Origin of the sequence: Herbiconiux ginsengi (assembly GCF_900107435.1) — a bacterium.
Classification (GTDB): Bacteria; Actinomycetota; Actinomycetes; order Actinomycetales; family Microbacteriaceae; genus Herbiconiux; species Herbiconiux ginsengi.
Genome location: NZ_FNPZ01000005.1, coordinates 65,235 through 90,109 on the forward strand (window position 1 = coordinate 65,235; position 24,875 = coordinate 90,109).

Consider the following 24,875-nt stretch of genomic DNA (forward strand, 5'->3'; position numbering starts at 1 on the left):
AGACGCCCCCTTCCGGCCTCATCGCCAATCGATCTCGACTTCTTATCTCGACAGGTAGATGTTAGGTCGCAAAAGAAAGCGAAGTCAAGAAAATCATACTCGGTTCTGGTTTTAAGACCATATCAAGCACTTCTAGTGTGAGGGCTGATGTTCTTTTAGCAGAACTGGTACTGGTTAGTTGGGGGTGGTATCTGGCGCCTGTACCTAAGTCATCCGCGCTTTGACACAATGGTGCAATGTGGCATTCGTCGTCGACCCCCGTCCCGCCGAACGAGCTGGTCTTTCCCGCGGCATCTCAACCATCCACCCGGCCACAGATCGAGCGCGCAGAGCGCATCCTCTCGATTGCCGCCGACCTCCTGGAATCTGGCGGGGACGGAGCCGTTCAGATGAAGGATCTCGCCGAGCGGGCCGGCGTCGCTCTGTCGACGCTCTACCGATACTTCCCATCCAAGCGCTGGGTCGTAATCGCAGCTGCTGTTCGGCGTCGTCAGGCTCGCACCCGCGATTCTGGCCGCCCCGTAGAACACGCCGGTCGACCCTCGCAACGTGTTGCGGGGTTCTTTCTCGAAAATTTCCGCGACGAGCGGAGGCATCCGCACTTCATGGCAGCCCTTCGGCGGGCGACCTCGGCCGTTACTGGTCCCGGAGAGCGGTCGGCCGTCGAACTCCTTCGCGACCAGTTCCTACGCAACCTTGTGCAAGACGCCGGCCCGTTCTCGGCGGAGCAGCTCCCCATCGTCGAGTTCCTCGTGGAGGTCGTCGACCTCGTCGAATCCCGCTGGGCTTCCGGGGACCTGACCGGCCGCCAGGCGCGGACACGAATCATCCTCGCCTGCAAACTGCTCGACTTGCCCAGCGCAGAGGTCAATGCCGCCACGGCGGCTGCGATCGAGTCCAGCTGATTCAGGCTTCAGTCAAAGAGGCTGAGCGTGGTGGATGGTCTCACCCGTCCACCACGCTCAGTGAAGCTCAGTTACCCGGACGCCATTCCGCGAGTAGCGGAACACTGCGGGCCTCGGTCACCGCAACGTTCTCCACGGTCCCCGTGGCGTAAACGTCAGCTATTGGATTACCTATCGGCACCAGATACGCCTCCTCCGTCGCCCGTTCGCTGATCTTTTCCCAGTAGGGATTGGGATCAGCCGCGCTAGCGCCCTCAAGGAACTGGCCATCGATTTCGGGGTCCGTCCAGCTTCCGGGGTGCGCGAACCCACCGGGTGCGAAATAGGTGCCGTACTGAGAGAACATCGAGCGGTCGAATTGGGGAGCGACTTGGCCGACCGGAGCACTCTTCAGGTTGGCGATGTAGTCAGTGGTCGAGTTGCTTGGGACGATATTCACCCTGATGCCGATTTCCTCCCAGTTCTCCACCACCGCCTGGGCGACGAGACCGTAGTCTGGTCCGGCGAAGTCCTCAGACACCACGTCCATCTCGAACCCATCCGGATAGCCGGCCTCGGCAAGAAGCTCCTTGGCCTTGTCCTGGTCAAACTCATAGCGATCCTCTAGCTCGAGCACGTACCCGTCGAGACTTGCGAGCTCCGAGCTCGGGGTCGCGATGCCTTTGTAGACGGCTTTCGCGATGGCTTCACGATTGACGGCGTAGTTCAAGGCCTGCCTGACGCGCACATCTCCGAGTGCAGGAACCTGCTGACCATCGGCATCCATGATTGCGAACGCCTGCTGGGCCAGCTTGAATGACTGGACGTCCACACCGGGGATCTGCTTTGCCGCCTCGGTGGTGGAATAGTGACCGTTCGCCGCGTCGACCTCGCCTGTCTGCAGCGACTGGAGTCGGGTGTTCGGATTGGTCATGATCCGAACGACAATCTTGTCCCAGTTGACCTTCGAAGGATCGTAGTAGTGCTCATTCGGGACGAATGTGTAGGTGTCCCCCGCCACGGACTGGGTGGGGTCGTAAACATACGGCCCTGCTCCAAAAGTGCTGGTCGCGAGCATCGCCGGATCGGACTGGACTGCCGCCGGCGAGACCAGTCCGCCCCAGTTAAGGCCGGAGTCGGAAAGGATGCGCGGGACGTTCGGGTTCGGCCGGCCGAGATTCAGCGTCACCGTGTTGCCGTCGACGTCGATCGAGTCAATCGGACCCATGAGCCCCGAATATGGGCCCTTCGCCGCTGCGAAGTACTCGAGCCAGATCTTCGCAGACTCCCCAGTCACGGGAGTGCCGTCCGAAAAATACGCATCGTCGCGCAGGGTGAACGAGAAAACTCTGTTCCCATCTCCCACGTAGCCCCACTCTGTTGCGAGGCCCTCCGTGACCGTCCCGTCGGGTTCGAGGTGCAGAATTGCCTCGTTGGTAATCTCGTGCACGGGATTCTGGAAATCTTTCGAACTGTCGAGCGAATTCGGCGCGTAGCTGCCGCCGAAAGTGAGGATCTTGTCGGATGCCGCTGGTGCGCCGGCGCCGCTGCCGCCGCACGCGCTCAGGACGAGCGCCGAGGCAAGGGCCGCAACGACGGCGACGCGTCCGCGGAGTTTACTTCTTCGTACTGTGTTCATCAGTGTTGCTCCTCGTTGAGTGATGACGGAATTGCAGGAGAGAGACAGAAGGCGACGGCGGCGGTCACGTGGTCGCGGCGGCGGCAGATCGCGCGAGCCGACGTAGTCTCTGTCGGGCGGGATCGGGGACCGGTGCGGCGTCGAGCAGCGCGCGGGTGTAGGGGTGCTCGGGATTGTCGTACACTCGAGCCGATTGCCCCCGCTCGACGATGGAGCCCCGCAGGAGTACGAGAATCTCGTCGGAGACGTGCCGGACGACCGCCAGGTCGTGAGAAACGAAGAGGTAGCTTAGGCCAAGTTCTTCTTGAAGATCCATCAGCAGGTTGAGTACCTGCGCTTGGACGGAGAGATCGAGTGCGCTTGTCGGCTCGTCGCAAATAATCAGCCGAGGCCGCCCGATAATCGCCCGCGCGATTGCGATTCTCTGCCGCTGTCCGCCCGAAAAGTTACCCGGGTAGCGGGCAGCAGCGCTCCGCGGCATTCCGACCTGATCGAGCGCCTCCTCAATCCGGTCCGCTCGCTCACTGGCGGACAAATCCGCCACGTGACGCAGACTCTCGGCAATGGTCTGCCCGATGGTGCGCGTCGGATTGAGGGAGCCATAGGGATCTTGGAAGATCACCTGCAGTTCCGAGCTGAGAGCGCGGCGGTCACGAGACGTGATCGCCGCGAGTTCGCGCCCGCCGAATGTCACCGATCCGACTGAGATCGGTGACATTCCGAGGATCGCCCGACCGATAGTCGACTTGCCGGATCCCGACTCGCCGACCAGGCCGACTGTCGTGTTGCTGGGCACATCGAAACTAACGTCCCGGACCGCCGTGAAACCGTCACCCCGACCGCGGGCGGGGTAGGTCACGGTGAGGTCGCGTACCTGTAGAAGCGCGTGCTCAGACATTATGGTCTTCCAGTTCGTCCGCTCGGATACAACGAACGTCGTGTGCCACCTCGACCTGCCGGAGAGCCGGCGATTCGCCCTCCGCGCAGGCCTCAACCGCGAAAGCGCAGCGGGTGCGGAAGTGACACCCGGACGGCCAGGAGCCGGGCGGCGGCACACTGCCCGCAATCGAGATCAGGCGATGTTCACCGATCGAGCGATGCGGGTCGGAGGCTAGGAGACCCTTCGTGTAAGGATGCAGCGGAGCCGCGAACAATTCGTCGATAACTCCCCTCTCCACAACTTCGCCCGCGTACATGACGATCGCTCGATCGCAGACGTCGGCGACGACACCCCAGTCGTGCGTTATCAGGATCATCGACATGCCGCGCTCTGCGACCAGACGTCGGAGCAGGTTCAAGATCTCTGCTTGGATCGTCACGTCCAGGGCTGTCGTGGGCTCATCCGCGATTAGTAGGCGAGGCTCCCCGGCGAGTGCCCGAGCGATCACCACTCGCTGCGCCATGCCGCCGGAAAGCTCGTGAGGGTAGCGTCGCAGCACCTGCTCCGGGTCACGAAGCTCCACCTGCTGGAGTAGCTGAAGCACCCGCGCCTTCGCTGCTCGCCGCGACAGACCCGTGTGGTTGCGCACGACCTCGGCGAGCTGCCAACCGACGCGGAAGCCCGGGTTCAGGCTCACTGAGGGCTCCTGCGAGATCACGGCTATTTCCTTGCCGCGATAGGCACGCATGATTCGTGCGTCGAGGTCGAGGAGGTTGACGCCGTCGAAGACGATACGGCCCGACTCGACGTATCCACCGGAGGGCAGGGCGCCGATGATCGACATCGCGGTCGCCGTCTTTCCGCAACCCGACTCCCCGACCAGGCCGACGGTCTCTCCGCGCCCGACATGGAAGGTAACACTGTCGACCACCCGGACGGGGCGCCCGTCGGGGCGCCGAAACTCGACGTTCACATCCTCGACTCGCAGAAGTGCGTTGCGATCAGCGGGCTCGACCTCAAGACCCTCCTGGGCACGGCGTGATCTCGGCTTCTTCGCTTTCGTGCTGGAGCCCGCCCAACCCTCGGTCGTGGCATCACGGACCGAGTCCCCGAGCAGCCCCAAGGCCAGAGTGGTCAGCGTGACAGCCACTCCCGGAGGCCAGATCAGCCAGGGATCGACCAGGAGATTCTGTAGGCCCTCAGCGATCATGCCTCCCCAACTCGGTGCGGGCGCTTCGACGATCAGGCCCAGAAACGCGAGCCCCGTCTGGCTTATCAGGGCAGCCGCGCTGATCAGGGAGGCCTGGACGATGATCGGCCCTGCAACACGCGGCAGGACGTGCTGCGTGATGATGTACGCGTCGCCAAGGCCCGACACGCGGGCGGCTGACACGTACAGCTCCTCCTTGACGGGGAGCACAGCCGATCGAACGATACGAGCAAGGCCAGGAGCGACGAGGACGCCCAGTGTCACCATCGCTGCAGTCATGCTCAGCGGGAAGACCGCGAGAACGACAAGGATGATGATGATGCCGGGGAGGGCGAAGAGGAGATCTGCGATCCAGGAGATCACCCGATCCGTGCGGCCGCCCACGTACCCGGCGATCAGGCCAAGCGGAACGCCGAGCACCAAGGCGACAGCGAGGGCCTGAGCCACCCCTATCAGTGTGATTTGGGCTCCGACCAGGATCCGCTGGAACACGTCACGGCCGAGCGAGTCGGTGCCGAGTAGATGCTGGAGGCTAGGAAGTTGATTGACGTCGGCGAGGTCACCGGTGCGCTCGGTGAGCACCTCAGGCCAGATCATCGGCGCTACGATCGCGACGATGACCAGAAGGAGGATGTAGGCGAGGCAAACCCGAGCGAGTCCTCGCTTCAACAGCCGGCGAAGAAAACGCGGGGACTGCGCCGCGTGTGGGGAGACTTCGGCGGCGGCCGACTCTTTCCGGCTCGACTTGGTGGCGGTCATCGGGCACTCACTCTCGGGTTCAGCCAGCTGTAGGCAAGGTCGATGGCAACGTTGATGAGCACGACGAAGACCGTGAACACCAGCACGATTCCTTGGATCACGGGTAGATCGTGCCGTCGGGAAGCTTCGACGGCCAAGCCACCGAGTCCCGGCAGTCCGAAGACGGATTCGACGAGGACTGTGCCACCAAGAAGCCCGATCGCCTGGAGGCCGAGAACTGTCGAGATGCGAAGCCCCGCATTCTTCAACGAGTGCCGCAGGACGAGGGAGACCTCGCCGACTCCATTGGCCCGCGCCATTCGGATGTGCTCGCTGCCGAGCACATCCAGCATCGCCTCGCGCGTCTGCTTAGAGATTGCGGCAACAGCGTGCGTCGCCAGAGCCGTAACAGGAAGCACTAGACACAGAAGCCAGGCCATAGGGTCCTCCGCGAACGGCACATACCCCGACGCAGGTAGCCAGCGGAACCGTACGGCGAACAACCCGATCAGCAGCGCACCCACCCACACGGTGGGCAACGCAAATCCGACAAGCGCAAGCGAATCGACAAGCTTGCCGCTCCACCCGCCACGAGCCGCACTGTATACACCGACGATCATTCCGATTATCAACGAGAGGAGGAGCGAAGCGACAACCAGGGAGATGGTGACCGGCATCCTCGCAGCAATCGCCTCGGACACGCTTCCCCCCGTGTAGATCGATGTGCCGAGGTTCCCCTGCAGCGCGTTCAGCAGCCAGGAGATGTACTGCTCCCACACGGGTCTGTCGAGACCGAGTTGGCTACGGAGCGCGAGATACGCTTCCTCACTGGCATCGATCCCGAGCATCTCGCGCGCTGGGTCACCGGGAGTGAGGGAGACCAGCACGAAGCTGAACGCCGTGACGACCAGGATGAGCGGGATCGCCCACAGCAGCCGTCTGATCAGCACCGCCACTACACCGGGCAGACGCGGCTTTCGTGGGGAACGCTGTAGGGCACTCCCCTGCGGCGCGGCGGTCTTCTCGCCAACAGACGTAGTTTCGATCACTCCTGCTCCTTTGCGGGGTGGTGATGTCGTTGAGGCGGCCATCTCGCCTCGAAGCCTTCGCCGACACGATCGGAATGATGTCGACGTACTGTTTTAAGAGACTTTCGATAGTCAGTTCTTGAAGTCCCTCACGCTATTGACGCAAGGTTGGTGACCTAATGATTGCCTTCGCAACCCTAATTCCGTTGACTCAGTGGACTGCACCGATGCTAACCTCTGAGCGGGACCGGGTCAATAATCGGATTTGATTCTGGTTTTCCACTTGCAGACAACTTGGCGTCGGCTATCGCCGCCCACTCAAAGGAGAGCACGTGAGCATCGAGAGTATTGACCTGAGCGGTTTCGAGGGCCTCTGGGTCATGGACCTGGGACATTCGAGGATCCGCGACGAGAATACGGGGGGCTGGAAAGCGGAAGACCTGGAAGGTCAGACAATCGAGATGCTCCACCACGGCGACGTTCAGGAGTACAGGATCCGAGTGGATATCGCTCCGGACCTCACCACCTACATGGGGTACACGTGTACGTTCGGCGACCCGGAGTGGGTGCCCTATTCCGTCGTCGAGATCGCCGGAGATCCGAATCATCCTCGACTCAAGCCGAACAAGGTCCTGAAAGGTGGAACCCGACTGGGCGAGCCCATCGCGTGGGTGAAGCAGGTCTACGTCGACCCGCGAACCCACTACCGCATCACCAAAAACCCTGATGGAACGGCTCAGTACGCGATGCTTCGCAGACTGTCTGAAGACGGCACGACGCTCGTGTCAACCGTACTCAGTGCTGATGGAACCTCCGACGTCGCGAAGCACTTCGTCCGCGCGACTTGAGTGCCATACGCACGCGTCCAACATTCCGGCGTCAGTGCCGTCAGCAGGGACACTTTAGACGCGCCGGCGGAATAAACTCTCGGTATGGCGACGCGAAACTACTCGAAGGGGGCAGCAAAGCGGGAGGAGATCCTCGACGTCGCTTTCGAGACGGTTGCGCATAGCGGATACAACGCCGCGACGATCCGCACGATCGCTGAGGCCGCCGGCCTAAGCAAAACGGGCGTCGGCCACCACTTCGGCAACAAGCATGAGCTGCTGACCGCGGTTCTCACCAGACGCGACGAGATCGGCACTGCGGCTGCGCGCGATGGTGGCGATCACTTCTTCGAGACGCTCCGGGTCATCCTCACGGAGCGAGCCAAGGACGTCGGTCTCATGGAGCTGTATGTCCGGCTCTCCGCGGAGGCCGTCGACCCGATGAATGGGGCACACGAATTCTTCGTTGAGCGTTATCAGCGGATAGATGAATACGGCGTGGCGGAGATCAAACGACAGCAGCGCTCCGGCGCCATCGCGGCAGACATCGATCCGCACGTCCTCTCTCTGTTAATCGCGGCGATCGTAGACGGTCTGCAGCTCCGCATGCTCTACGACCCGAAGGTGACTCCTGCGCCGATCGCGGATGCGCTCCGGGATCTGCTCGCGGCTCCCGCCCGGCCCACTTCGCAGGGCTAGTCGACCCGGCTGGCCCCTTGCCCGGACTCCGCCGCTACCGTGCCCGCACGCCTTTAGGCACCGCGAAGCTGCTTCTCCTTCTTCGAGGTGAAAGGCGGATGAGTGAATTTCACCAGATTCGGCAACCAGGTCACTTTCTTGACGACGGAACGCTCGTGGCTGAACGTGCGCACGCTCTGCTCGCCATGATACGAACCCATGCCGCTCGCTCCCACCCCGCCAAACGGCAGTGCCGCAATCCCGTTCTGAATGAGCGAGGCATTGATGGCCACCGACCCTGACGAGGTCCTCGTCAAGAAAGAGTCGATGGGCATCTGGTCGGTGGAGAAGAGGTACATCGAGAGCGGCTTGTCGCCCCGATTGACAACCGCGATTGCCTCATCCACCTCGTCCACGGTAATGATCGGCAGGATTGGCCCGAAAATTTCTTCATGCATAGCCGGATCGGTCACACGGACGTCGCGGAGGACGGTCGGTGCGATGAAACGATCGTCGCGTGCGACCTGACCACCGATCGCGATGTCGGCTCCCTCGAGCAGGACCGTCAGCCGATCGTGGTGGCGGTCGTTAATGATGCGACCATAGTCAGGGCTTGAACGCGGGTCGGTGCCGTAGAAGGCCGTGATCTCCTTTTGCAGGGCCTCGATCAGCTTCGGCTGCACCGCTGGTGTGGTCAGGACGTAGTCGGGCGCCACGCAGGTCTGGCCGGTGTTCAGGAATTTGCCCCAGGCGAGCCAGTTCGCAGCCGTAGCGATGTCGGCAGACGGATCGACCCAAGCGGGGGTTTTTCCACCGAGTTCGAGTGTGACAGGAGTGAAATGTTCGGCGGCGGCCTTCAGCACGATCCGACCTACCGTGCCGTTACCGGTATAAAAGATGTGGTCCCAAGCAAGTGACAGCAATTCGGTGGTCTCGGAGATGCCTCCTTCGACGACGGTAACGGCTCGGCCATCGAGGTACTTCGCCACCAGGCGCGCTATCAGGGCGCTCGTCCTCGGAGCGAGTTCACTTGGCTTCATCACGACTGCGTTTCCCGCGGCGATGGCGCCGACGACTGGCGAGAGGAGCAGGTTGACGGGGTAGTTCCATGGTGCGATTACGAGAACAGTGCCGAGCGGCTCGCGTTGGATGAAGCCTTGCGACATGACCGCTGGCGCAAACGGGATCGAGCGTCGCCCCGTCCATTTTTTCAGATTCTTGAGTACGGTCTTGATCTCCGATCGCACCCCCTTGATCTCGGTGATGAAACTCTCGAGACGCGGCTTATGGAGATCTGCGTAAACCGCCTCCTCGATTTCGATGTGATTGTCTTCAAGCAAACGGTCCAGTGCTGAGAGTTGTTCACGCCGCCACGCGAAAGGGCGGGTGATGCCCCGTTCGAATCCACGTCTGATGTCTGCCACTCGGACAGGGATGTCAGTGATTTCCGGATTGACACTCGATTCCACGCTGATACTCATGTCGCAACTCCTTCGTTATGCCGGGATGACTTCCACTGTCGACGCCTCGAGAATAACAGGACAACGTCCTGTTTTGGCAACTACACTCGACTCAGCGCCGTGGCGAGCGGCACGCTTCTATCAATGAGGAAGAAGGATTGAGATGACCCGAGCCGATCAGAAGGCCTGGCTAGGTAGCAGCGATCGCTACGCACGACTTCGCCGTATCCTCGCCCTGGATCCGGCGACCGATTACCACGAGATCACCGAACTGTTTTACTACGACTTCCAATCCGTGATGATGCCTCAGGCCGTTTCCGGCTTCCTGTTCACGTTCTCGGCACCTCGGATGTCGCGGATCCTGAAAGCGAGCAAGCAGGTCGAGCACCACACCGCAAAGCGAGTGGTCGATACCGCCTTGCTCACGGGTGCAGTTATGCAGCACGGTCTCGAGCCAGGCGACGGGCGCGAGGCGGCGAAGCGCGTCAACGCCATGCACAGGCAGTACGACATCCATCAGGACGACTTCCTCGCCGTCGGTTGCGAGGTCCCGATCACGTCACTTCGTCTGGCCGAACGGTTCGGGTGGAGAACCGTCACAGAGACCGAGAAGGCCGCCGTTCTACTGCACTACAGCAAAGAAGCACGTGCCTTCGGCTCGCATAGACCACTCCCAGGCACGCTCGAGGAGGCCGAGTCGTTCTGGAACTCGTACCTCGACACCGAGTTGGCCTTCGAAGCGCAGAACAAGGAGCTGACCGATGCCCTACTGCGCTTCGTCCCGACCCTGTTCCCCGCGGGTCTTGGAAGCGTCCTCACCCCCCTGATGCTCGCGCAGGTGGACCAGCGCATCCTCGCGGCCTGCGGTCTTCGGGAACCCTCTGGAACGAAGAAACGTCTATCCGCCACCATGATGCGTCAGCTCGGAAAAAGCGATCCAAAGCCGGATTCTGTAAAATCCGCGACCGACCCGATCGGAGACCTACAGAAGAAGCTCTACCCGAACGGATTCGACATCAAGGGTCTCGGCACCCATCTCAGCCAGCACGCGAAGGCACAGCCGTCGCCCTCTGCGCAGAAGTAGCTGCTGCCGGAATAACTCGAGGAGATCGAAGCTGCAGCAGACGGCATCGGGTTGCAAATTTGCAACCCTCCGTTCACCAGGGATGCTATCGGCTAAGTCCACCCCGTTCGCGCTGCATGCGCGAACCATTGGACACCGTGCGCGCCCGAGTCTGCTTGCCAGGGGCGCTGTCTACGGCAGCAGTCGCAGGCAGGGCGTTGTCGCGGTCGCTGATGATTCTCACGCGAATTAGCTCCGGGTCGAGCCCGGACTCCTCCAGCCGGGCTGCGGCGTGCCGCCGACTTTGGGCGCTGTCGTATGCGTGAGCGGAAGAATTCCGGTTGGTCGCTGCCGCAGTCGAGACCTGTTCGCGGGCGAGCCCCTGTGTCGGGGCGTCGACTTGCGCATCTCGCAGCTCGTGATCGCTCTGCTCGACGTCGAGCTCAACTTGTTCGGCTGCAGCAAGCAGCGCGATGCCCTCGGCATCGTCCTTCCTACTCTCACCGCGCTGTGCGGCCGCATCAGCGCGATCGCGTTCGGTGCGCTCAAGCAGTGCTCGAACACGGATTGAATCGGCGCCAAGTTCGGCAACATCGATGTCGTATCGGACCCGAAGTTCATCGCCCATCTGGTCTGCAGTTCGGGCGATGCCCGGGTCGACTGGTCGCCACGCTTCGGCAGTTTCGTATGCGGCGGATATCTCTCCCACGCTCGTATGGTTCCACCATTCGGCCTGCTGGACTAGGGTCAAGCTCGCGGCAGCCGCGGAGCGTTCGGCATCAAAGCGAGCTTGCAATTCCAGCGTCTGTTGCTCGGTGTGGGACTGAGTCACGCGCGCAAGCTCTTCGCGGAGTCGGGCGAACCGCTGCGCGAGCTGCAATGCGACGGCGAGTGCCGTGCGGAGTTGGCCGTCAAGCGCTTCGCCCATACCGTCACTATCCTCAGCCATTGTCGTTGCCTCCCTGGTCATCTCTCGTGGCCGTCGCGCTCGATGGGCGTGGCGGTGGTTCTGGGTCTCTGCTGCTCGATCGGGTTCGGCAGCGGGCTCCCGGCGCCGGGGATGACCTGGCCGCGTCGCGCGACCTCTACGACGCGTGCGAGCTCGGGGTCGATGCCTTCGGCGGGGCCCGGCATAACCGCACCCTGGGCTGCTGCGTCGGTCTTCGGGATCGCGGGGAGGCGATCGCGCACGGTGGTGTACTGCTCGCGCAGGGTGCGGTCCAGGTGCGCGGCACGTTGGGTGTCTCCGACCGCCTCGTGCATCTCCATCACAGCCTTGACGGTCGCGGCGAGCTGGCGCAGCATGAGCGCTTCGACCATCGAGCCCTTGCCCTGGTCGTCGGCCTGGAGAAGCATCATGGTGGCGCCGGCGACGGAGACGTGGCCAGCAGGGCGGGGCTTGGATTGGTGGGCGCGGATCTGCGCTGTTCTGGACAGATCGCGGGCGGTCTGAGCGAGCGGTCCGGGTGTCACCTCGACGCGCTGCGACCACGCGGCGAACGCGCCGGCCGTGTCGCGCGCGAGGTGCGCCCAGCTGGCCCGATCGTCGATCGGCACGTCACGCATCTGCGCGCGGAGCTCCGCGATCTCGGCCGTGTAGTGCTTCCACAGCTGCGGGTCGGGCGTTGACTCTTCCCGGCCGGGCGTCACGGGCCGGTACTGCCACGGGTTCTTTGCAGTGGCCTTCCACTCGTCGACGGCGCCCTGTGCGGAGTGCACACTGTCTGGCCATCCCTCACGCATGCGCGGAAGGGTTAGGTCGCGAGCGAGGCGGCCGCCGCCGTACCAGACGACCTGCTTGTCGGGCTCGGGCCGCAGCGCCACGGAATAGCCGGCCACCACGTCGTCGCGGCCGGCCGCGAACCGCGGGCGGATGAGCACTCCGCCGCGGCGCAGGCGCCGCACGAACTCTGCCTCGTCGAGTGATGACGTGGCCGCGGCGCGTACGGTGCGCTCGAGGCGGTGCACTCCGACCTCGGCGCCGGCGCGCGTTGCCCTTGCACGCTCGGCCGGCTTCACGCCACGCTCTCCGATGCCGCGCTCCCGCGACTCCAGCTGCTCAAGGCCGTGCTCCTTCTCGAGGTCGCGGCAGATGTTTTGCGCCCGCTGGTAGTCGTTGTGAGTGTTCGCCTTGGTGCCGTCCTCGCGCACAAGCGAGACGGCTACGTGGATGTGATCGTTGCCGCTCGTCGACAGGCCGTGACGGACGGCGACCCACCGGCACGGTGCCCTGCTGCCGCCCTCGGTGGTGAAACCCATGCGGTCGACGAACTGCTGCGCGATCGCCCCCCACCTCTCATCCGAAAGCTGCCCCTCCTCGGCGCGGAGCGAAAGCGAGCAGTGCCACACGTCAGCCGGCACAGTGATGCTGGTCACCTCGCCCGTCTCCGGATCTGCAATCCGCTCCTGGCGGGTGACGTCCACGCCGAGCCGCACGCGCGGTTCGTCGAGATCCTTCGCGATCGCCAGAGCGCTGTCGCGGTCGAGTACTCCGTAGCCATGCATCGTGACGATCGCGGAATCCCCGGCGACGAGGTGCTGCTCTTCGTGCTCGTTCGATCGGCCCTGGCCGACCAGGTAGACCATCAATCCACCCATCCGATCGCCGCGGCTGATGTTGGGCATCATGTGTCGGCCAGCGTCTCGATCGCGGCCGACAGGCGAGGGACGAAAGCACGGTACTCCGTGATGATCGACTCGGCCTCAGCGGGGAACGAACCCTCCGTGTTCGCGAACCGGGCAAGCTGATTCGCGTTGTTCGCAATGCTCGCGAGCAACCGGCGCACCTCAAACATCTCCACGATCGCGGCCTTGCGATCGGTATCCGTCTCGACGTCCGCCACCATCGCCGATTCGAACAGAAGCCGCGGCACGGTGACCTCGCGAACGGCCGCCCGGGCCTCCAGCTGCACCTGCTCTTCGGGGGTGACATAGACGCTGTAGAACTTCTGGCGAGCACCGGTAACGTTCTTGCGCCGGCTGCGGCCGAAGAGGCGCCCTTTGTCTGGTTCAGCCATCGTTCCACCGCCCTTCCTGGCCCAGCGCAGCGACCCCGCATCCCGGGGACCACACGTCCAGTATGCACACGAGAACGCCGCCGCGTCGAGAGGAACGAGCAAGTTACCCTGGGTAACTTCATAGCTTGCTCCGTTTGAAACTCCGCCCTGACGGCCCGTTCGAGCTGGTGGGCCTGCACCTGTAAGGTGCGCTTCGCTCTGTCGCGAACGACGTGCGCGACAGTTAGTGTCGGAGGATGAGTGATGCTTTGGTGAGTTCTCAGGAGGCGGCCGATAAGGCCCGTGCGCTGGTCGAGGCTGAGGTGAATGCGAAGGTTGAGGTCGTCCGTGTCCTCGCGGACGCAGCGAATGCCGCGGACGCTGCCGAGCTGCGGGCCAAGGAAGCGGCGGCGGCGCACGAGTCAGCGTGGACGGCCGCGCTGAAGGCCGGTTGGTCGGAGAAAGAGCTCCGCGCGACGGGTGTCCGTGCACCGGGTCAGGTTGGTCGCCGAGCTCGTCCGCGCGCGTCAGCGGCCACCACGTCCGAGGGGTGAGCCTGCGGCTCTCCGTTCTTCCACAAAGCCCCGTCGAGCTGCGCTCTCGGCGGGGCTTGACGTACTGCAACACGTTGCCTTTTGCACCAGGTGAGCGTACGCGTCGGCTGCGCTCCGGCAAGGGCTTTCGCGGCATATCCTCACTCCGCTGCGCTGCGGTGCGGTATTCCACGGTCTCTTGCCTCCACGCCTCCGACGACTTTCTTGGCGGGTGCCAAAAGGCAATGAGTTGGAGAGGGAAGGAGCACCCTGATGGACAGCATCGTCACCGTGTACGTGAAGCCGGGATGTGTACAGTGCACGGCCACGGAGCGTGCGCTCGTGGCCAAGAAGGTCACCTTCGAGATCATCGATCTCAGTGCCGATGAGGTCGCGCTCGAACACGTCAAGGAGCTCGGCTACCTGCAAGCCCCGGTGGTCGAGACGACCACCGCACACTGGTCCGGATTCCGCCCCGACAAGATCGACGAGCTCGCCGAGACCCTGGTGGCGTGAGCGTGACCATCGTGCCGCTTCTGCTCACTCCCGCGCAGACCGCCGCCATCCTCGGCACCACGACCGCCACCCTCAGACGGTGGCGTGCCAAGGGCACCGGGCCGCCCTTCCACACCCTCGGGCCCCGATCCGTCCGCTACAACAAAGCCACCATCCGCGCCTTCATCACCACCAACCGATAGGAGAACACTCATGTCCACTCGCACCATCACGGGGAACCTCCCTGCCGATCCTGAACAGATCACAGTCGGCAGCATCCAGATCACCAAATTCCGCGTCATCGAGAACACCGGAGACTACTGGCGCGGCGAGTGGGTCGCACACGACACCCCAACCACCCACTTCGTCGAGGCCCGCTTTGAACTCGGCCAGAACGCGCTCGGTTCCCTGAATAAAGGTGACGCGGTCATCGTCATCGGCGCCGAACACACCAAGTCCTGGGGCGACGACACGAACCGGCAGTACGGCCGCGTGCTCCAGGCCCATCACATCGGTCTCGACCTCGCCCGCGCGAAGAGCGGCACCACCATTACGACCCCGAACTAGACCGCACCCGGCAATGCTCCGACGCGGTGTGGGCCGCGTCGGAGCACTGCCCGTTATCGTGACATACAGAGCCGCGCGAGCGAAGGGTTGGTCGATGGTGCAATTGGTGTGGCTGCCGGCCAAGGGCCGACCGCCGGGCACGGCCGCGTTCTGGTTCAACCCCGATCACGTCATTGCCCTCACCCCGCGCTTCAACGACGCCGGCGCGTCCGTGACTCTGTATGTGCGGATGAAACTGCAGGGCCTCCCCGAAGGCGACTATTGGCTGGGCGATTTCGAATCGATGAGCGACGCCGACACCGGCTGGCAGGACTTCCTGGCACGCCTGACGTGACAGAATCCGTGATGAGTCAGGCGAACCGCCAGCCCCCTTCGAAGCAGCCGCACCGGTATCCGTCCAGCACAGTGGTCTCGGTCACATACGGGTGCCATGCCATCGCAGCCCCGCACAATGGGCATTCTGGCACCGAGCGCTCTTCCCACGTCCCCATGCCGCGACGATAGCGGCGCTCTGGGCCGTGTGTCTATGAGCCGAACCTGACTGCTGATACCGCCAGTCGCACACCATCTCGGCGGATCGTGTCTACACGGGGCGAGCGCCCCAACTCCCGATTCACGTGCCGCGACTATTCCCCGATTCCGCGGTCTCCCCGACGGTCATGCCCTCTTGTCGGTGTCCGCGATCGAGGCATGGATTCCTCACGAGCGTGTGGTTGCCTCCCGGGCGAGGGGTGATCAATGCGGGAGAGATCAGCGATGCGCTGGATGTCCGGATCGAGCTGGGCAGAGCTTCCCGCGCCCGGTTCACCGGATACGAGTCGGTCTGCGAGGTAATCGGCAAGGGGGCGCTCGTGTCCCGCGACAGCGTTGAGTCGGAGCGCGCGAAGGGTGTCGACGTCGACACGTTCCCAGTCGATTGGGTGGCCGGCGCGCTCGGCGAGAGTGGTGATGTAGACCGCCTGGGACCGGGTGTTGCCGTCCCGGAACGGGTGGATGGCGGACAACTCACCCCATCGGTCAGCGAGTCGATCCGCGAACTCGCGCCCACTCAGTCCGGCGAGGTAGTTCTCTCGGTCGAGTCGACCAAAGAGCGTTCTGAGGTTCTCGTCAATGAACTCGGGGCGACAGTACGGGATCCCTGTGCCGGTGGCTTGCACATCGACGTCACGGACCCGCCCGGCGATGGCTGGCACGAGGTGCTGAAAGAGACGGGTGTGGATGTGGCGAAGGTAATAGAATCACGGCCGCTCCGGAACCGGCTCCCGGCGCAGCGCAATCATCTCGAGGGTGGCCGTGTCATTCATGGCCTCGTCAAGGAGCGCCTGATCGCGGACTTCGAAGGTGTTGACCAGCACTCCCCCGCTACCGGGGTAGGTGTATTTGTCGTCCTGGGCCACTACCGCGAGTACTTCGCAGCGATCTCCGCGCGCGCTTCTTCAACCGTCAGGTCGCCATCAAGGACTCGGCGGCCGCGCTCGAGCGCTTCGGCGTCCGGGAAGTGGCCCGCGAGCTGCTGCCCCTTCTCGACCATGGCCATCTCGCGGTCCGGGTCGAGTCGGCGGCCGTCGGCCGTGGTTATGATGCTGCGGGTCTTGCTGGCCATAGCGAGCTCCCCTTCCTGAGCGTCAATTCTACCAGCGCCTCCCGACATCCCGGCGAGAATGTAGAGCCTCGGGGGTGCGATCCGTCGCGTTTCCGCGACGATAGGCCGCCGTTGGCGGGCCCGCCCCGGGGAGTGTGAGGGGCCCGCCCCTCACGACCGGCCCGTGACGGGCCGGTCGCCGCGGTCAGACCACTTCTATGGCGTGGGTGAGAATCCGCGCCATGTTCTCCCGGATGAGTACGTGGCAGCCTACCGACGTCGGAGAGGTGACAGGCCCCGGGACGGCGTAGACGGGCGTTCCCATCTGGTTTGCCTGTGCGGCCGTTCTCAGAGCACCCGATCGGGATCCTGCCTCAACGATGATGAGCCGGTGGCCGAGCGCAGCGATGATCCGGCCCCGTTGTATGAGGCGCAAGCGGGTCGGTGAGGTCGTCGGTGGCAGTTCACTGACGACTGCTCCCCCGTTGGTGGCGACGCTGTTGATGAGATCGCGGTGACCAGCCGGGTACGGTCGGTCCACTCCCCCGGCGAGAACCACAATGGCCGTTCCGCTGTCCGCCAGGGTGGCACGGGTGGCCGCTCCATCGATGCCATACGCTGCCCCGGTGACGATCGCGTGCCCTTCTCGGAGCAGATCGGAAGCCAGGGTCATGGCTACGTGCTCGCCGTAGGAGGTCGCAGCACGCGATCCCGTGATTGCGGTGGCCTGCTCTTCATTGAGAGTGGAGGTGTCCCCCGCGCACCAGAGAAGGAGCGGCTCGGCGTCGCCGAGTGCGGAGAGGCGAGCGGGCCAGGTGTCGTCTTCGGGGGTGAGGATTGCGAAGCCGAGGGCCTCGGTGAGGTCGAGGTGACGGACAACGCGTTCAGGGTTGTACCCAGTCCCGGCCAGGCGAGCGAGCTGCACGGGCGCGGCAGGTGTGGAGGTGTTCACGACGAGTTCGAGAGCACGGATCGGTCCGTGCTCGGCGATGAAGGCTCCGGCCTCGGTGTCGCCGGGGTGGATGATGACCGACCATGCAGCGCGGGCGATCGCGTCGTCGCTGTGCCGAAGTGGTGCACATGCGGCGCGGCGGATCGCCTCGATCGGGTTGTGGAACCCGCCAGCGGTGGGGACGTGGTCGTTTCCGGTGCTCTGGAGGGGGTGCTGTTCGCCAGTCATGCTGGATGTCCTTTCAAGGTTGGTGAGAGGGGGCGCGTGTGCGCCCCCTCAGGTGGGTGTTTAGAACGGGTTGGGCTCGTCGGCGGGCTGCTCAGCCGTGTCCTCGGTTCGGGGGGTTTTGGTGTAGACGGTGGTGCCCCAGCTGAGGTCGTGCCCGATCGCGTCAGCATCGATCTCGACACTGATTCCGCTCTTGTCCTCGGTCTCCCAGGCGCGAACCCGGAGCTTGCCGGTGACGATGACTCGCTCGCCTCGGCGGATGCTCTCGGTCACGCCCACTGCGAGCTGGCGAAATCCGGTGACGGTGTACCAGTTGGTTTCGCCGTCGACCCATTTCTGGGACTCGGAGTCGTAGCGGCGCTGGGCGGATGCCAGCCGGAAGCTCGCGATGTCCAGACCCGCCTGGGTGACGATGTGGCGGGGGTCGGTGGCGACGATTCCGGTGATGGTGATGATGTCCGACATGAGTGGTTCTCCCTGTGGTTGGCTGATCATTTTTCTGTGCGTCTCCGCGGGAAGATCCCGTGTGAGCGGGAGCGTCGGAGCGTCGGGACCGTGGAATACCGGACCGGGCGAAGCCTGGGAGGATATGCCGCGAAAGCTCGGCGTGTAGACGCGAGAGCGAGCTAGGGTCTCCACCCGGAGATGCGCAGAAACCTCTAGGGCTGCCGCCGGCTGCGCCGGCGTCCATTCGGCGTCGCTCCGTCGACGCTGCCACGCAGTGGCCACCAGCTGTGCCGAGCCGGCGTTGTACGGTGGGTGGCATGTGCGGGCGCTTCGCGATCGACGGCAAAGTCAATGAGGCCATCAGTGAGTACGTGCACGCCGGCGGGAAACCCCAGGACTGGCGGCCCTCCGACTGGGCACCGAACTACAACGTCGCGCCCACTGACCCCTCGGTGATCATCCGCGACCGCATCGACGACAGCTCGGGAGAGATTCGCCGAGAGGTCGACTGGGATGCCATCTGGGACTTCCGGCCGCCGTGGCTGAAGACACCCGCACCGCAGATCAACGCGCGCATCGAGAATCTCACGAGCTCCAACCTGTGGAAGAAGGCCTTCATCGGCCGCCGGGCAATCGTTCCGATGCTTGGCTACTACGAGTGGAAGACCATCGCCGGCAAGAAGCAGCCGTACTTCATCCACTCCGACGCCGACTTCCTCTCGGCGGCCGGCATCTATGTTCCGGTCGAATCGGGCGACGGCTGGGAGGTGCGATTCGCGATCATCACCCGTGAGGCGCGAGACGCGTCCGGTGAGATCCACGACCGGATGCCCGCCTTCTTGACCCGCGAGTCGTGGGACACCTGGCTTGCTCCGGACGATCTCTCGGACCCAGCGGACGCACTCGAGATGTTGAAGGCATCTTCCGAACAGGTGGCGACCTCGATCACTGCGTATCCCGTGGGTATGGCGATCAACAACGTGCGGGCTCGCCCGGAGTGGGACGATCCGGATCTGCTCGAACCGGTCGACCTCGACACGCCCTCGCGGTAAGGCAGGTGAGCCTGTCCGGGCGCGTTCATGATGTGAGCAGCGAGGGGCCGGCTTTCACGGCCACGGCCAGATTGCATCGATGGCGCGACGCCCGGCTTTGGCGCCTCTGGTTGGGGACTCAGTTACCGCGCAGCGCTGCTGCGAGGTCGTTCTCCGAGGGAAGGGCTGCCTGCATCGCAGGCGGGAGCATGTCGTAGCTGGCGACGCCGATCGGAGTCTGCTGCGAGCCCAGGGCGTAGCGAACCACGGCATCGTTCTTGTTGGTGACAAGGAGCAGTCCGACGGTCTCGGCGTGCTGTGGTCGGCGTAGCTTGTCGTCGACGAGCGCGACGTAGAAGCCGAGTTGTCCGAGGAATTCGGGTTTGAATCGCCCGGTTTTGAGTTCGATCACGACGTAGCGGAGCTGCTCTACGTGGAAGAACAGGAGGTCGACGAAGAAGTCGTCTCCGTCGACGTCGAAGTGGACTTGTTTGCCGACGAACGCGAACCCGTCCCCGAGTTCCCGGAGTGTGTCGATGATGCGATCGACAAGAGCCTGCTCGAGCTCGCGTTCTTTGGCGTCGCCGTCGACGGCGAGGAAATCGAGAACGTACGGGTCTTTGGTGATCTGTTGGGCCAGGTCGGAGTCGCCTGGGGCGAGGACACGGCCGAAGTTGGATGGTGCTGCCTCGAACCGGGTGTGAGCGCTTGTGCGAATGTGGTGTTCGAGGACGTTCCGCGACCACCCGTGGGCGAGCGCGTTGGCGGCGTACCAGTCCCGCAACGGTTGATCACTGATCCGGTCGAGGAGGACGGTGACGTGACCCCACGGCAATTGCGCAACAGCTTGTTGCGCAATCTCGGCATCGGGCCAAGCGCCGGCGAATGTGCGCATGTAGGTCAGATTCCGGGGAGAGAAGCCTTTCATCTCGGGGAATGACTTTCGGAGGTCGGCGGCAAGCCGGCTGACGACTTTGGCGCCCCATCCTTCGGCGTCTTGGCGATCCGCGATCGTGTGCCCGATGTGCCAGTAGAGCGCAACGAGTTCGGTGTTCACGCGTCGCTGCGCGGTGAACCTGGCGGCACGAACTTGGTGCTTGAGTTCGGCGAGTGTGGACTCGTAGGAGGACGGCACCGGGGTGTTCTCGGACATGATCCCTCAGTCTGACTCATTCACCGGGAGTATCCCCGTTCACCACTCCCCCACCCTGACAGCTCACCCGGGGGTGCGTCCGGCTCCCTCCGGGATCATCGCACTCCGTGCGATCACGCAACGGGCTGTTGCGCGATTGAATTGCTTAGCCCCACGGCAGCGATCTGCCGACGACTCGCCGTCTGGGTATTCGAATGTCGCTACCGTCGCGCATACTTGACTATCGATTCTTTGTTCGCTTGGAGGTGTGGTGCTCGCCCTTCATCCTCAACCCATCTCCCCAGAAGTCGTGGCCGTCTTACTGGCGGCTCCGACCGCGGTGGCGTGCGGGTTCCCCTCCCCCGCCCAGGACTACTACGACGGCCCGATAGATCTGACCAGCATGCTGGTTGAGGATCAGGCGGCGACATTCATCGTCCGCGCTGCCGGGCATTCCATGACAGGCGCGGGGATCAGCGATGGCGACGAATTGCTGGTTGATCGCTCGAAGAGGCCGCGGCACGGGGACATCATCGTGGCGATCATCGACGGCGAGCTCACGGTGAAGCGGCTCGCACTCACCGCTGACGGCGTCGTGCTTCGCTCCGAGAACTCCGAACACCCTGACATCGTCGTCGCCGAATTGTCCGACTTGCAGGTGTGGGGCGTCGCGACCTACTGCCTTCATCACCTTCGGTAGGCGGCGTTGCTCGCTCATGTCGACGTCAATTCGGCATATGCGTCGTTCGAACGGGTCTTCAATCCATCTCTCGACGGTCGCCCACTCGTCGTCCTCAGCAATAACGATGGCATGGTCGTGGCCGCGTCGAGAGAGGCGAAGGCGATCGGCCTGGATCTCGGAAAGCCGTGGTTCGAGCTGCGGCCTCACGCACAGCGATTAGGTGTTGCAGCGGTGTCGAGCAACTATGAACTGTACGGCGATATGAGCCGAAGGGTGATGGAAGTACTGGAGCGGTTCACCCATGAGCTCGACGTGTACTCCATCGACGAGGCTTTCTTGACGGTTGATCGTCGTGCCGCCACCGATGCCGCCGCGATGACCCGTCTGGGGAGGGAGATCAAGAACACTCTGCGACGTTTGCTGGGCGTTCCGGTGTGTGTGTGGATCGCCCCGAATCGCACCCTGGCGAAACTAGCCAATCGGACAGCGAAAAAGCTTCCCGTGTTCGACGGCGTCTGTGTGTGGACGGCCACTCGCCCGGAATGGCGCCAGCAGCTCATGGAGGCACTGCCGGTGTCGGAAGTGTGGGGCATCGCCAGCCGGCTCGAACGTCGGCTTCTCGGTTATGGGGTCCGGTCGATTTGGGATCTGGCCACGGCGGAGCCGGTGCAGGTCCGGAAGTGGTTTAACGTCGTCGTCATGCGGACGGCGCTCGAGCTCCGTGGGGTTGCTGCTATCGGCCCGGAGGAGGACCGCACCGGCCGGAAGGATCAATTGATCGTGTCCAGGTCATTCTCGGAGAAGGTCACAACGCGAGCGGGTATCCGCCAGGCGCTATCGGTGTATGCGCAACGGGCGGCTTCACGTCTCGTCCGTCACGGCCAGGTCGCCAAGACGCTCACGACCTTCGCCGGCACGAGTCATTGGACGGAGCAGATGCATCATCCGAGCGCGACGGTGCGGCTGCCCTTTCCGACTGCGGATCCTGTTGAACTGACCCGAGCGGCTCATCTGCTTCTCCCCCAGATTGAGGAGGGCATTCGGTATGCCAGGGCGGGGATCATGCTCACAGATCTGATGCAGGCGGGTGCGCAGCTCCCCCTCGAGCCGTTCCGCCACCGCCACGAGGATGCCGGCATATCGACGTTGATCGACAGCGTGCAGAAGATGGCCGGGCGGGAGTCCCTGGCGCTCGGCTATGCGGGACTCCGGCCAGGTCCGTCGTGGCAGATGAAGCGGGAGCTGCTGACACCGCGTGCGACGACCCACTGGTCCGAGCTCACCACGGTGAAGGCGTGATGTCGTCGCAGGCGGGTGTCAGTTTCAGGTCAGCTTGTCAATGAGATCGGGACGGTAGCCGGACCAATGGTTGTGGTCATCGACGACCACCACTGGTGCTTGGGCGTAGCCGAGGTCGTCGGTGACGTACTCGAGAGCTGCACTGTTCTCGGTCATGTCGACGTCTCGGTACACGAGGCCTTTTCCGTCTAGGTGCCGTTTGGTGGCGGTGCACTGGACGCATGCGGGCTTCGAATAGACCGTCACGGTTGTCTCGTTCATGGTTTCTACCTTTCTCCTTGGAGCGCCTCTCTCGGTGCCTGACGTGTCGATTGAGTGCGAGGGGGCGTGTCCCGTGCCGGGTCGTGGAATACCGGATCAGGCGCAGCCTGGGAGGATATGCTGCGAAAGCCCGACACGGCGGCCGCGCCGCTTGCTATGGTCGGACCGGCAGGCGGCCGAGTGGCAATGCATTGGGGGAACTGAAACCAAAGCATGGGCGAGACACCCACCTAGGGCCCGAATACATGTTCGATTAGGACTCTGGCTTTAGGGGCCCATAGTCAGGCGGCAACTCGTTCGCGCTGGTTTTCCGCCACCGCTCCCCCGGCCCTTGACGGCCGCTAGGGCCGCTTTCACCCCCGATTTGGGCCAGCCACCCATCACGGCCGCCGTTCGTCGATTCTGAGCCAATTCCGCGTCAGTATGCGGATGTTCTGCCGGATTTTGCTACACCAGTAATACTGGTATTTCGGGTTTTGCTGGTGTTACTTGTTTCGATTGCATAATTGGATTTCCCAGTAATCCTGTAAACCCTTGTATTGCTTGGATTCCGATTCGGCCCGCGCGAAGCAGTAAGCCCTGGAATCACCGGCCCTGCCTTATGCCTTGGAATACCCGGATTGCATGTTTTACTTGCTAACCTGGTTTCACCTGAATAGCCAGGAATACTTGCATTACTTGTTTTAGGAGATTGTCGTGGCGGAGATCGATCGGAGCGTGCTGCAGCGCACCGTTGCTGTCATCAATAACAAGGGTGGCGTCGGCAAGACGACCTTGACGACGAATGTCGGGGGACTGCTGGCGGCGTCGGGGTGGCGCGTTCTGATCGTCGATTTGGATCACCAGGGCAATGCCGGTTTGGATCTGGGGTATCGAAATACGGAGAAGGACGATGACGGCGCCAACCTTCTGAAGGCGCTGATCATGAACGAGGATCTGCACCCAGTCGAGGTGCGGCCGAACTTGGATGTCGTGGTGGGGGGGAGTCTTCTCGAGAACGCAAACGGACCGCAGCCGGCGTCGGCGTCGAAGAGGGGAGATGCCCGACTTTCGGTTGCACGAGCGCTGGAGCCTATTGCGGGCGATTACGACATCATCCTGTTGGATTGCCCACCGAGCAGCGATGTGATTCAGTCCGCTGCGGTCGCGGCAGCCCGCTACGTGCTGGTTCCAGTGAAGACGGACAGGGCGAGCTTGGAAGGCCTGGCGCTGACAGCGAATCGTCTAAGTGCCATCTACCAGCTGAACCCAGACATTGACCTGCTCGGCATTGTGCTGTTCTCGTCGACGACGTCGGCGGTGAAGGTACGCGAGGAGTTCGTCAACCAGATCGTCGAGGTGCTGATCAGCGACGACGCGGGCCCCGAGGAGCGGGATGCGGCGAAGAAGTCGATCTTCGACAATTTTGTCCGCAACGCCGAGGCGGTGGCGAACTCCGCTCGGAATAAGGGCGTTCTCGTGCACGAGTTGGATGAGCAGGTGCGGAAGGCTGACAAGTGGTGGGTGTCGCTTCGGAAGGGGGAACCGGCGAAGCGAGTTGGACCTGCGTCCTCGAAGAGTGTCGCTGATGATCTGCAGGCCATCACGCAGGAGCTGGTAGCGCGATTGACAGAGCTTGAGGCTGAGACGGAAGTGGAGGAAGCGAATGTCTGATGACGCATCCCGTTTTGTGGGCGCGCCGCCTCCGCCGCCCCGAAAGGCGCGTGGCCTGACCCGAGCCAGCCGGCCCCCGGTCACCGCAGAGCCCGAGCCAGACACCACGCCGGCGGCCGACTCGACACCCGTCAATCTGGGGAGCGACGTACGGCTGGAGCAGGTGGCAGCCGTCGCGGCGCCGGCTCCTCAGCCAGAGACGGAAGCCCTGACGGCACCTGTCGTCCTGCAACGCGCGACTGAACTGCAGCAACCCGCTACCGTGCAGCAGCCGTCGGGGGAGGAGTTCGAAGTTCCGGGAGCCCGTCGGCACAGGATCAAGGTGACGTTCGAGCTCGATTCTGACCTGCGGATGCGGGCGCGGACGATGTTCAAGCTGACGGGCGATGACGAGGGTGATGTGTCCTTCGGTGGCATGCTTGCAACGCTGATCGAGAACGAGTGCATCCGCCGTGAGCGGTTGTATAACGGCGGTCGTCCTTTCGAGGGAACTGACCGCAGGCTGCGTCCGGGCCGCCCGTTGGGCTGACCGGGTAAACACAGTGCCGCCCGCGGCGGCTCCGCTCGCCTGCTCTCACCGGTTCCCGTGTGCGAGTGCCCGCATGGTCCG

General features: G+C 63.4%; 29 protein-coding genes. 14 read left to right on the top strand and 15 right to left on the bottom strand.

Going from position 1 to position 24,875, the window contains the following annotated elements:
* Positions 1-236: 236 nt before the first annotated feature.
* Positions 237-905 carry a TetR/AcrR family transcriptional regulator gene (locus BLW00_RS19355; RefSeq protein WP_092557333.1) on the top strand — a complete coding sequence of 223 codons (669 nt, stop codon included), beginning with the start codon at positions 237-239 and terminating at the stop codon, positions 903-905.
* A 67-nt stretch (positions 906-972) separates the two neighbouring features.
* Here BLW00_RS19355 and BLW00_RS19360 read toward each other — a convergent pair whose 3' ends face one another.
* The 4 genes from BLW00_RS19360 to BLW00_RS19375 form a co-directional block, all read right to left on the bottom strand.
* Entirely contained in the window at positions 973-2,523 is a 1,551-nt protein-coding gene (locus BLW00_RS19360; protein WP_092557335.1) for an ABC transporter substrate-binding protein, read from the bottom strand.
* A 64-nt stretch (positions 2,524-2,587) separates the two neighbouring features.
* Positions 2,588-3,421, bottom strand: a complete 834-nt coding sequence (locus tag BLW00_RS19365) for an ATP-binding cassette domain-containing protein (protein ID WP_092557337.1) — start codon at positions 3,419-3,421, stop codon at positions 2,588-2,590.
* Complete coding sequence (locus BLW00_RS19370) at positions 3,414-5,372, bottom strand: dipeptide/oligopeptide/nickel ABC transporter permease/ATP-binding protein (RefSeq protein WP_092557339.1); 1,959 nt, start codon at positions 5,370-5,372, stop codon at positions 3,414-3,416. Before BLW00_RS19370 ends, BLW00_RS19365 begins: the two co-directional genes overlap by 8 nt.
* Positions 5,369-6,400, bottom strand: a complete 1,032-nt coding sequence (locus tag BLW00_RS19375; RefSeq protein ID WP_217634436.1) for an ABC transporter permease — start codon at positions 6,398-6,400, stop codon at positions 5,369-5,371. Before BLW00_RS19375 ends, BLW00_RS19370 begins: the two co-directional genes overlap by 4 nt.
* Positions 6,401-6,711: 311 nt before the next feature.
* Here BLW00_RS19375 and BLW00_RS19380 point away from each other — a divergent pair, with 311 nt between their 5' ends.
* Positions 6,712-7,227, top strand: a complete 516-nt coding sequence (locus BLW00_RS19380; protein WP_092557343.1) for a hypothetical protein — start codon at positions 6,712-6,714, stop codon at positions 7,225-7,227.
* Positions 7,228-7,311: 84 nt separating this feature from the next.
* Positions 7,312-7,905: a TetR/AcrR family transcriptional regulator gene (locus tag BLW00_RS19385; RefSeq protein WP_092557345.1), complete on the top strand. Its 594-nt coding sequence runs from the start codon at positions 7,312-7,314 to the stop codon at positions 7,903-7,905.
* 53 nt (positions 7,906-7,958) lie between these two features.
* Here BLW00_RS19385 and BLW00_RS19390 read toward each other — a convergent pair whose 3' ends face one another.
* Entirely contained in the window at positions 7,959-9,365 is a 1,407-nt protein-coding gene (locus BLW00_RS19390) for an aldehyde dehydrogenase family protein (protein ID WP_092557347.1), read from the bottom strand.
* 142 nt (positions 9,366-9,507) lie between these two features.
* Here BLW00_RS19390 and BLW00_RS19395 point away from each other — a divergent pair, with 142 nt between their 5' ends.
* Complete coding sequence (locus BLW00_RS19395; protein WP_092557349.1) at positions 9,508-10,428, top strand: oxygenase MpaB family protein; 921 nt, start codon at positions 9,508-9,510, stop codon at positions 10,426-10,428.
* Between the two features lie 85 nt (positions 10,429-10,513).
* On the opposite strand, the gene BLW00_RS19400 is transcribed toward BLW00_RS19395, so the two are convergent.
* From BLW00_RS19400 to BLW00_RS19410, 3 genes are read right to left on the bottom strand one after another with little or no spacing between them, the layout of a single operon-like run.
* Positions 10,514-11,356, bottom strand: coding sequence for a hypothetical protein (locus BLW00_RS19400; RefSeq protein ID WP_139256806.1), 843 nt, complete (start codon positions 11,354-11,356; stop codon positions 10,514-10,516).
* Positions 11,357-11,373: 17 nt separating this feature from the next.
* Positions 11,374-13,035 carry a relaxase/mobilization nuclease domain-containing protein gene (locus BLW00_RS19405; RefSeq protein WP_092557353.1) on the bottom strand — a complete coding sequence of 554 codons (1,662 nt, stop codon included), beginning with the start codon at positions 13,033-13,035 and terminating at the stop codon, positions 11,374-11,376.
* On the bottom strand, positions 13,032-13,526 hold the full coding sequence (locus BLW00_RS19410) for a plasmid mobilization protein (RefSeq protein ID WP_139256807.1): 495 nt from the start codon (positions 13,524-13,526) through the stop codon (positions 13,032-13,034). Before BLW00_RS19410 ends, BLW00_RS19405 begins: the two co-directional genes overlap by 4 nt.
* A gap of 134 nt (positions 13,527-13,660) precedes the next feature.
* On the opposite strand from BLW00_RS19410, the gene BLW00_RS19415 reads away from it, so the two are divergent.
* The 5 genes from BLW00_RS19415 (at position 13,661) to BLW00_RS19435 (ending at position 15,332) form a co-directional block, all read left to right on the top strand.
* A complete protein-coding gene (locus BLW00_RS19415) occupies positions 13,661-13,957 on the top strand; it encodes a hypothetical protein (RefSeq protein WP_092557357.1) in 297 nt (98 codons plus the stop codon).
* Between the two features lie 252 nt (positions 13,958-14,209).
* A complete protein-coding gene (gene nrdH, locus BLW00_RS19420; RefSeq protein WP_092557359.1) occupies positions 14,210-14,452 on the top strand; it encodes a glutaredoxin-like protein NrdH in 243 nt (80 codons plus the stop codon).
* The gene (locus tag BLW00_RS19425; protein WP_092557361.1) at positions 14,449-14,634 is read left to right on the top strand and encodes a helix-turn-helix transcriptional regulator; all 186 of its coding nucleotides are present in this window, start codon (positions 14,449-14,451) and stop codon (positions 14,632-14,634) included. Before nrdH (BLW00_RS19420) ends, BLW00_RS19425 begins: the two co-directional genes overlap by 4 nt.
* 10 nt (positions 14,635-14,644) lie before the next feature.
* Positions 14,645-14,998 (top strand): single-stranded DNA-binding protein, encoded by a 354-nt coding sequence (locus BLW00_RS19430; RefSeq protein ID WP_092557363.1) that lies wholly within the window; start codon positions 14,645-14,647, stop codon positions 14,996-14,998.
* Between the two features lie 94 nt (positions 14,999-15,092).
* On the top strand, positions 15,093-15,332 hold the full coding sequence (locus tag BLW00_RS19435; RefSeq protein ID WP_092557365.1) for a hypothetical protein: 240 nt from the start codon (positions 15,093-15,095) through the stop codon (positions 15,330-15,332).
* 292 nt (positions 15,333-15,624) lie between these two features.
* Here the strand turns inward: BLW00_RS19435 and BLW00_RS19440 are convergent, their stop codons facing one another.
* The 5 genes from BLW00_RS19440 to BLW00_RS19455 form a co-directional block, all read right to left on the bottom strand.
* A complete protein-coding gene (locus tag BLW00_RS19440; RefSeq protein WP_245741693.1) occupies positions 15,625-16,191 on the bottom strand; it encodes a Fic/DOC family protein in 567 nt (188 codons plus the stop codon).
* Between the two features lie 45 nt (positions 16,192-16,236).
* Positions 16,237-16,395, bottom strand: a complete 159-nt coding sequence (locus BLW00_RS24125; protein ID WP_245741694.1) for a hypothetical protein — start codon at positions 16,393-16,395, stop codon at positions 16,237-16,239.
* Positions 16,395-16,601 (bottom strand): hypothetical protein, encoded by a 207-nt coding sequence (locus BLW00_RS19445; protein ID WP_092557367.1) that lies wholly within the window; start codon positions 16,599-16,601, stop codon positions 16,395-16,397. The genes BLW00_RS24125 and BLW00_RS19445 overlap by 1 nt, the downstream gene beginning before the upstream one ends.
* 184 nt (positions 16,602-16,785) lie before the next feature.
* Positions 16,786-17,760: a DNA-processing protein DprA gene (gene dprA / locus BLW00_RS19450; RefSeq protein WP_092557369.1), complete on the bottom strand. Its 975-nt coding sequence runs from the start codon at positions 17,758-17,760 to the stop codon at positions 16,786-16,788.
* Positions 17,761-17,820: 60 nt separating this feature from the next.
* On the bottom strand, positions 17,821-18,225 hold the full coding sequence (locus tag BLW00_RS19455) for a single-stranded DNA-binding protein (RefSeq protein ID WP_175494417.1): 405 nt from the start codon (positions 18,223-18,225) through the stop codon (positions 17,821-17,823).
* A gap of 299 nt (positions 18,226-18,524) precedes the next feature.
* Between BLW00_RS19455 and BLW00_RS19460 the strand changes: the two genes are divergently transcribed.
* Positions 18,525-19,259, top strand: a complete 735-nt coding sequence (locus BLW00_RS19460) for an SOS response-associated peptidase (protein ID WP_092557373.1) — start codon at positions 18,525-18,527, stop codon at positions 19,257-19,259.
* 118 nt (positions 19,260-19,377) lie between these two features.
* Here BLW00_RS19460 and BLW00_RS19465 read toward each other — a convergent pair whose 3' ends face one another.
* Positions 19,378-20,391 carry a PDDEXK nuclease domain-containing protein gene (locus BLW00_RS19465; RefSeq protein ID WP_092557375.1) on the bottom strand — a complete coding sequence of 338 codons (1,014 nt, stop codon included), beginning with the start codon at positions 20,389-20,391 and terminating at the stop codon, positions 19,378-19,380.
* 289 nt (positions 20,392-20,680) lie between these two features.
* Here BLW00_RS19465 and BLW00_RS19470 point away from each other — a divergent pair, with 289 nt between their 5' ends.
* Both BLW00_RS19470 and BLW00_RS19475 read left to right on the top strand, forming a co-directional pair.
* Positions 20,681-21,070, top strand: coding sequence for a LexA family protein (locus BLW00_RS19470; protein ID WP_092557377.1), 390 nt, complete (start codon positions 20,681-20,683; stop codon positions 21,068-21,070).
* 6 nt (positions 21,071-21,076) lie between these two features.
* A complete protein-coding gene (locus BLW00_RS19475) occupies positions 21,077-22,351 on the top strand; it encodes a Y-family DNA polymerase (protein WP_092557379.1) in 1,275 nt (424 codons plus the stop codon).
* Positions 22,352-22,375: 24 nt separating this feature from the next.
* Here BLW00_RS19475 and nrdH (BLW00_RS19480) read toward each other — a convergent pair whose 3' ends face one another.
* Positions 22,376-22,612 carry a glutaredoxin-like protein NrdH gene (gene nrdH / locus BLW00_RS19480; RefSeq protein WP_092557381.1) on the bottom strand — a complete coding sequence of 79 codons (237 nt, stop codon included), beginning with the start codon at positions 22,610-22,612 and terminating at the stop codon, positions 22,376-22,378.
* 696 nt (positions 22,613-23,308) lie between these two features.
* Between nrdH (BLW00_RS19480) and BLW00_RS19485 the strand changes: the two genes are divergently transcribed.
* Both BLW00_RS19485 and BLW00_RS19490 read left to right on the top strand, forming a co-directional pair.
* Positions 23,309-24,265, top strand: coding sequence for a ParA family protein (locus tag BLW00_RS19485; RefSeq protein ID WP_217634437.1), 957 nt, complete (start codon positions 23,309-23,311; stop codon positions 24,263-24,265).
* Positions 24,258-24,794, top strand: a complete 537-nt coding sequence (locus tag BLW00_RS19490) for a hypothetical protein (RefSeq protein ID WP_139256808.1) — start codon at positions 24,258-24,260, stop codon at positions 24,792-24,794. Before BLW00_RS19485 ends, BLW00_RS19490 begins: the two co-directional genes overlap by 8 nt.
* The last annotated feature ends 81 nt before the right edge of the window (positions 24,795-24,875 follow it).

Excerpts from the sequence above, each read along its gene's own strand:
- BLW00_RS19355 (WP_092557333.1), top strand. The coding sequence starts at position 237 with ATGTGGCATTCGTCGTCGACCCCCGTCCCGCCGAACGAGCTGGTCTTT.
- BLW00_RS19360 (WP_092557335.1), bottom strand. The coding sequence starts at position 2,523 with ATGAACACAGTACGAAGAAGTAAACTCCGCGGACGCGTCGCCGTCGTT.
- BLW00_RS19365 (WP_092557337.1), bottom strand. The coding sequence starts at position 3,421 with ATGTCTGAGCACGCGCTTCTACAGGTACGCGACCTCACCGTGACCTAC.
- BLW00_RS19370 (WP_092557339.1), bottom strand. The coding sequence starts at position 5,372 with ATGACCGCCACCAAGTCGAGCCGGAAAGAGTCGGCCGCCGCCGAAGTC.
- BLW00_RS19385 (WP_092557345.1), top strand. The coding sequence starts at position 7,312 with ATGGCGACGCGAAACTACTCGAAGGGGGCAGCAAAGCGGGAGGAGATC.
- BLW00_RS19390 (WP_092557347.1), bottom strand. The coding sequence starts at position 9,365 with ATGAGTATCAGCGTGGAATCGAGTGTCAATCCGGAAATCACTGACATC.
- BLW00_RS19395 (WP_092557349.1), top strand. The coding sequence starts at position 9,508 with ATGACCCGAGCCGATCAGAAGGCCTGGCTAGGTAGCAGCGATCGCTAC.
- BLW00_RS19400 (WP_139256806.1), bottom strand. The coding sequence starts at position 11,356 with ATGGCTGAGGATAGTGACGGTATGGGCGAAGCGCTTGACGGCCAACTC.
- BLW00_RS19405 (WP_092557353.1), bottom strand. The coding sequence starts at position 13,035 with ATGATGCCCAACATCAGCCGCGGCGATCGGATGGGTGGATTGATGGTC.
- BLW00_RS19415 (WP_092557357.1), top strand. The coding sequence starts at position 13,661 with ATGAGTGATGCTTTGGTGAGTTCTCAGGAGGCGGCCGATAAGGCCCGT.
- nrdH (WP_092557359.1), top strand. The coding sequence starts at position 14,210 with ATGGACAGCATCGTCACCGTGTACGTGAAGCCGGGATGTGTACAGTGC.
- BLW00_RS19430 (WP_092557363.1), top strand. The coding sequence starts at position 14,645 with ATGTCCACTCGCACCATCACGGGGAACCTCCCTGCCGATCCTGAACAG.
- BLW00_RS19435 (WP_092557365.1), top strand. The coding sequence starts at position 15,093 with ATGGTGCAATTGGTGTGGCTGCCGGCCAAGGGCCGACCGCCGGGCACG.
- BLW00_RS19445 (WP_092557367.1), bottom strand. The coding sequence starts at position 16,601 with ATGGCCAGCAAGACCCGCAGCATCATAACCACGGCCGACGGCCGCCGA.
- dprA (WP_092557369.1), bottom strand. The coding sequence starts at position 17,760 with ATGACTGGCGAACAGCACCCCCTCCAGAGCACCGGAAACGACCACGTC.
- BLW00_RS19455 (WP_175494417.1), bottom strand. The coding sequence starts at position 18,225 with ATGTCGGACATCATCACCATCACCGGAATCGTCGCCACCGACCCCCGC.
- BLW00_RS19460 (WP_092557373.1), top strand. The coding sequence starts at position 18,525 with ATGTGCGGGCGCTTCGCGATCGACGGCAAAGTCAATGAGGCCATCAGT.
- BLW00_RS19465 (WP_092557375.1), bottom strand. The coding sequence starts at position 20,391 with ATGTCCGAGAACACCCCGGTGCCGTCCTCCTACGAGTCCACACTCGCC.
- nrdH (WP_092557381.1), bottom strand. The coding sequence starts at position 22,612 with ATGAACGAGACAACCGTGACGGTCTATTCGAAGCCCGCATGCGTCCAG.
- BLW00_RS19490 (WP_139256808.1), top strand. The coding sequence starts at position 24,258 with ATGTCTGATGACGCATCCCGTTTTGTGGGCGCGCCGCCTCCGCCGCCC.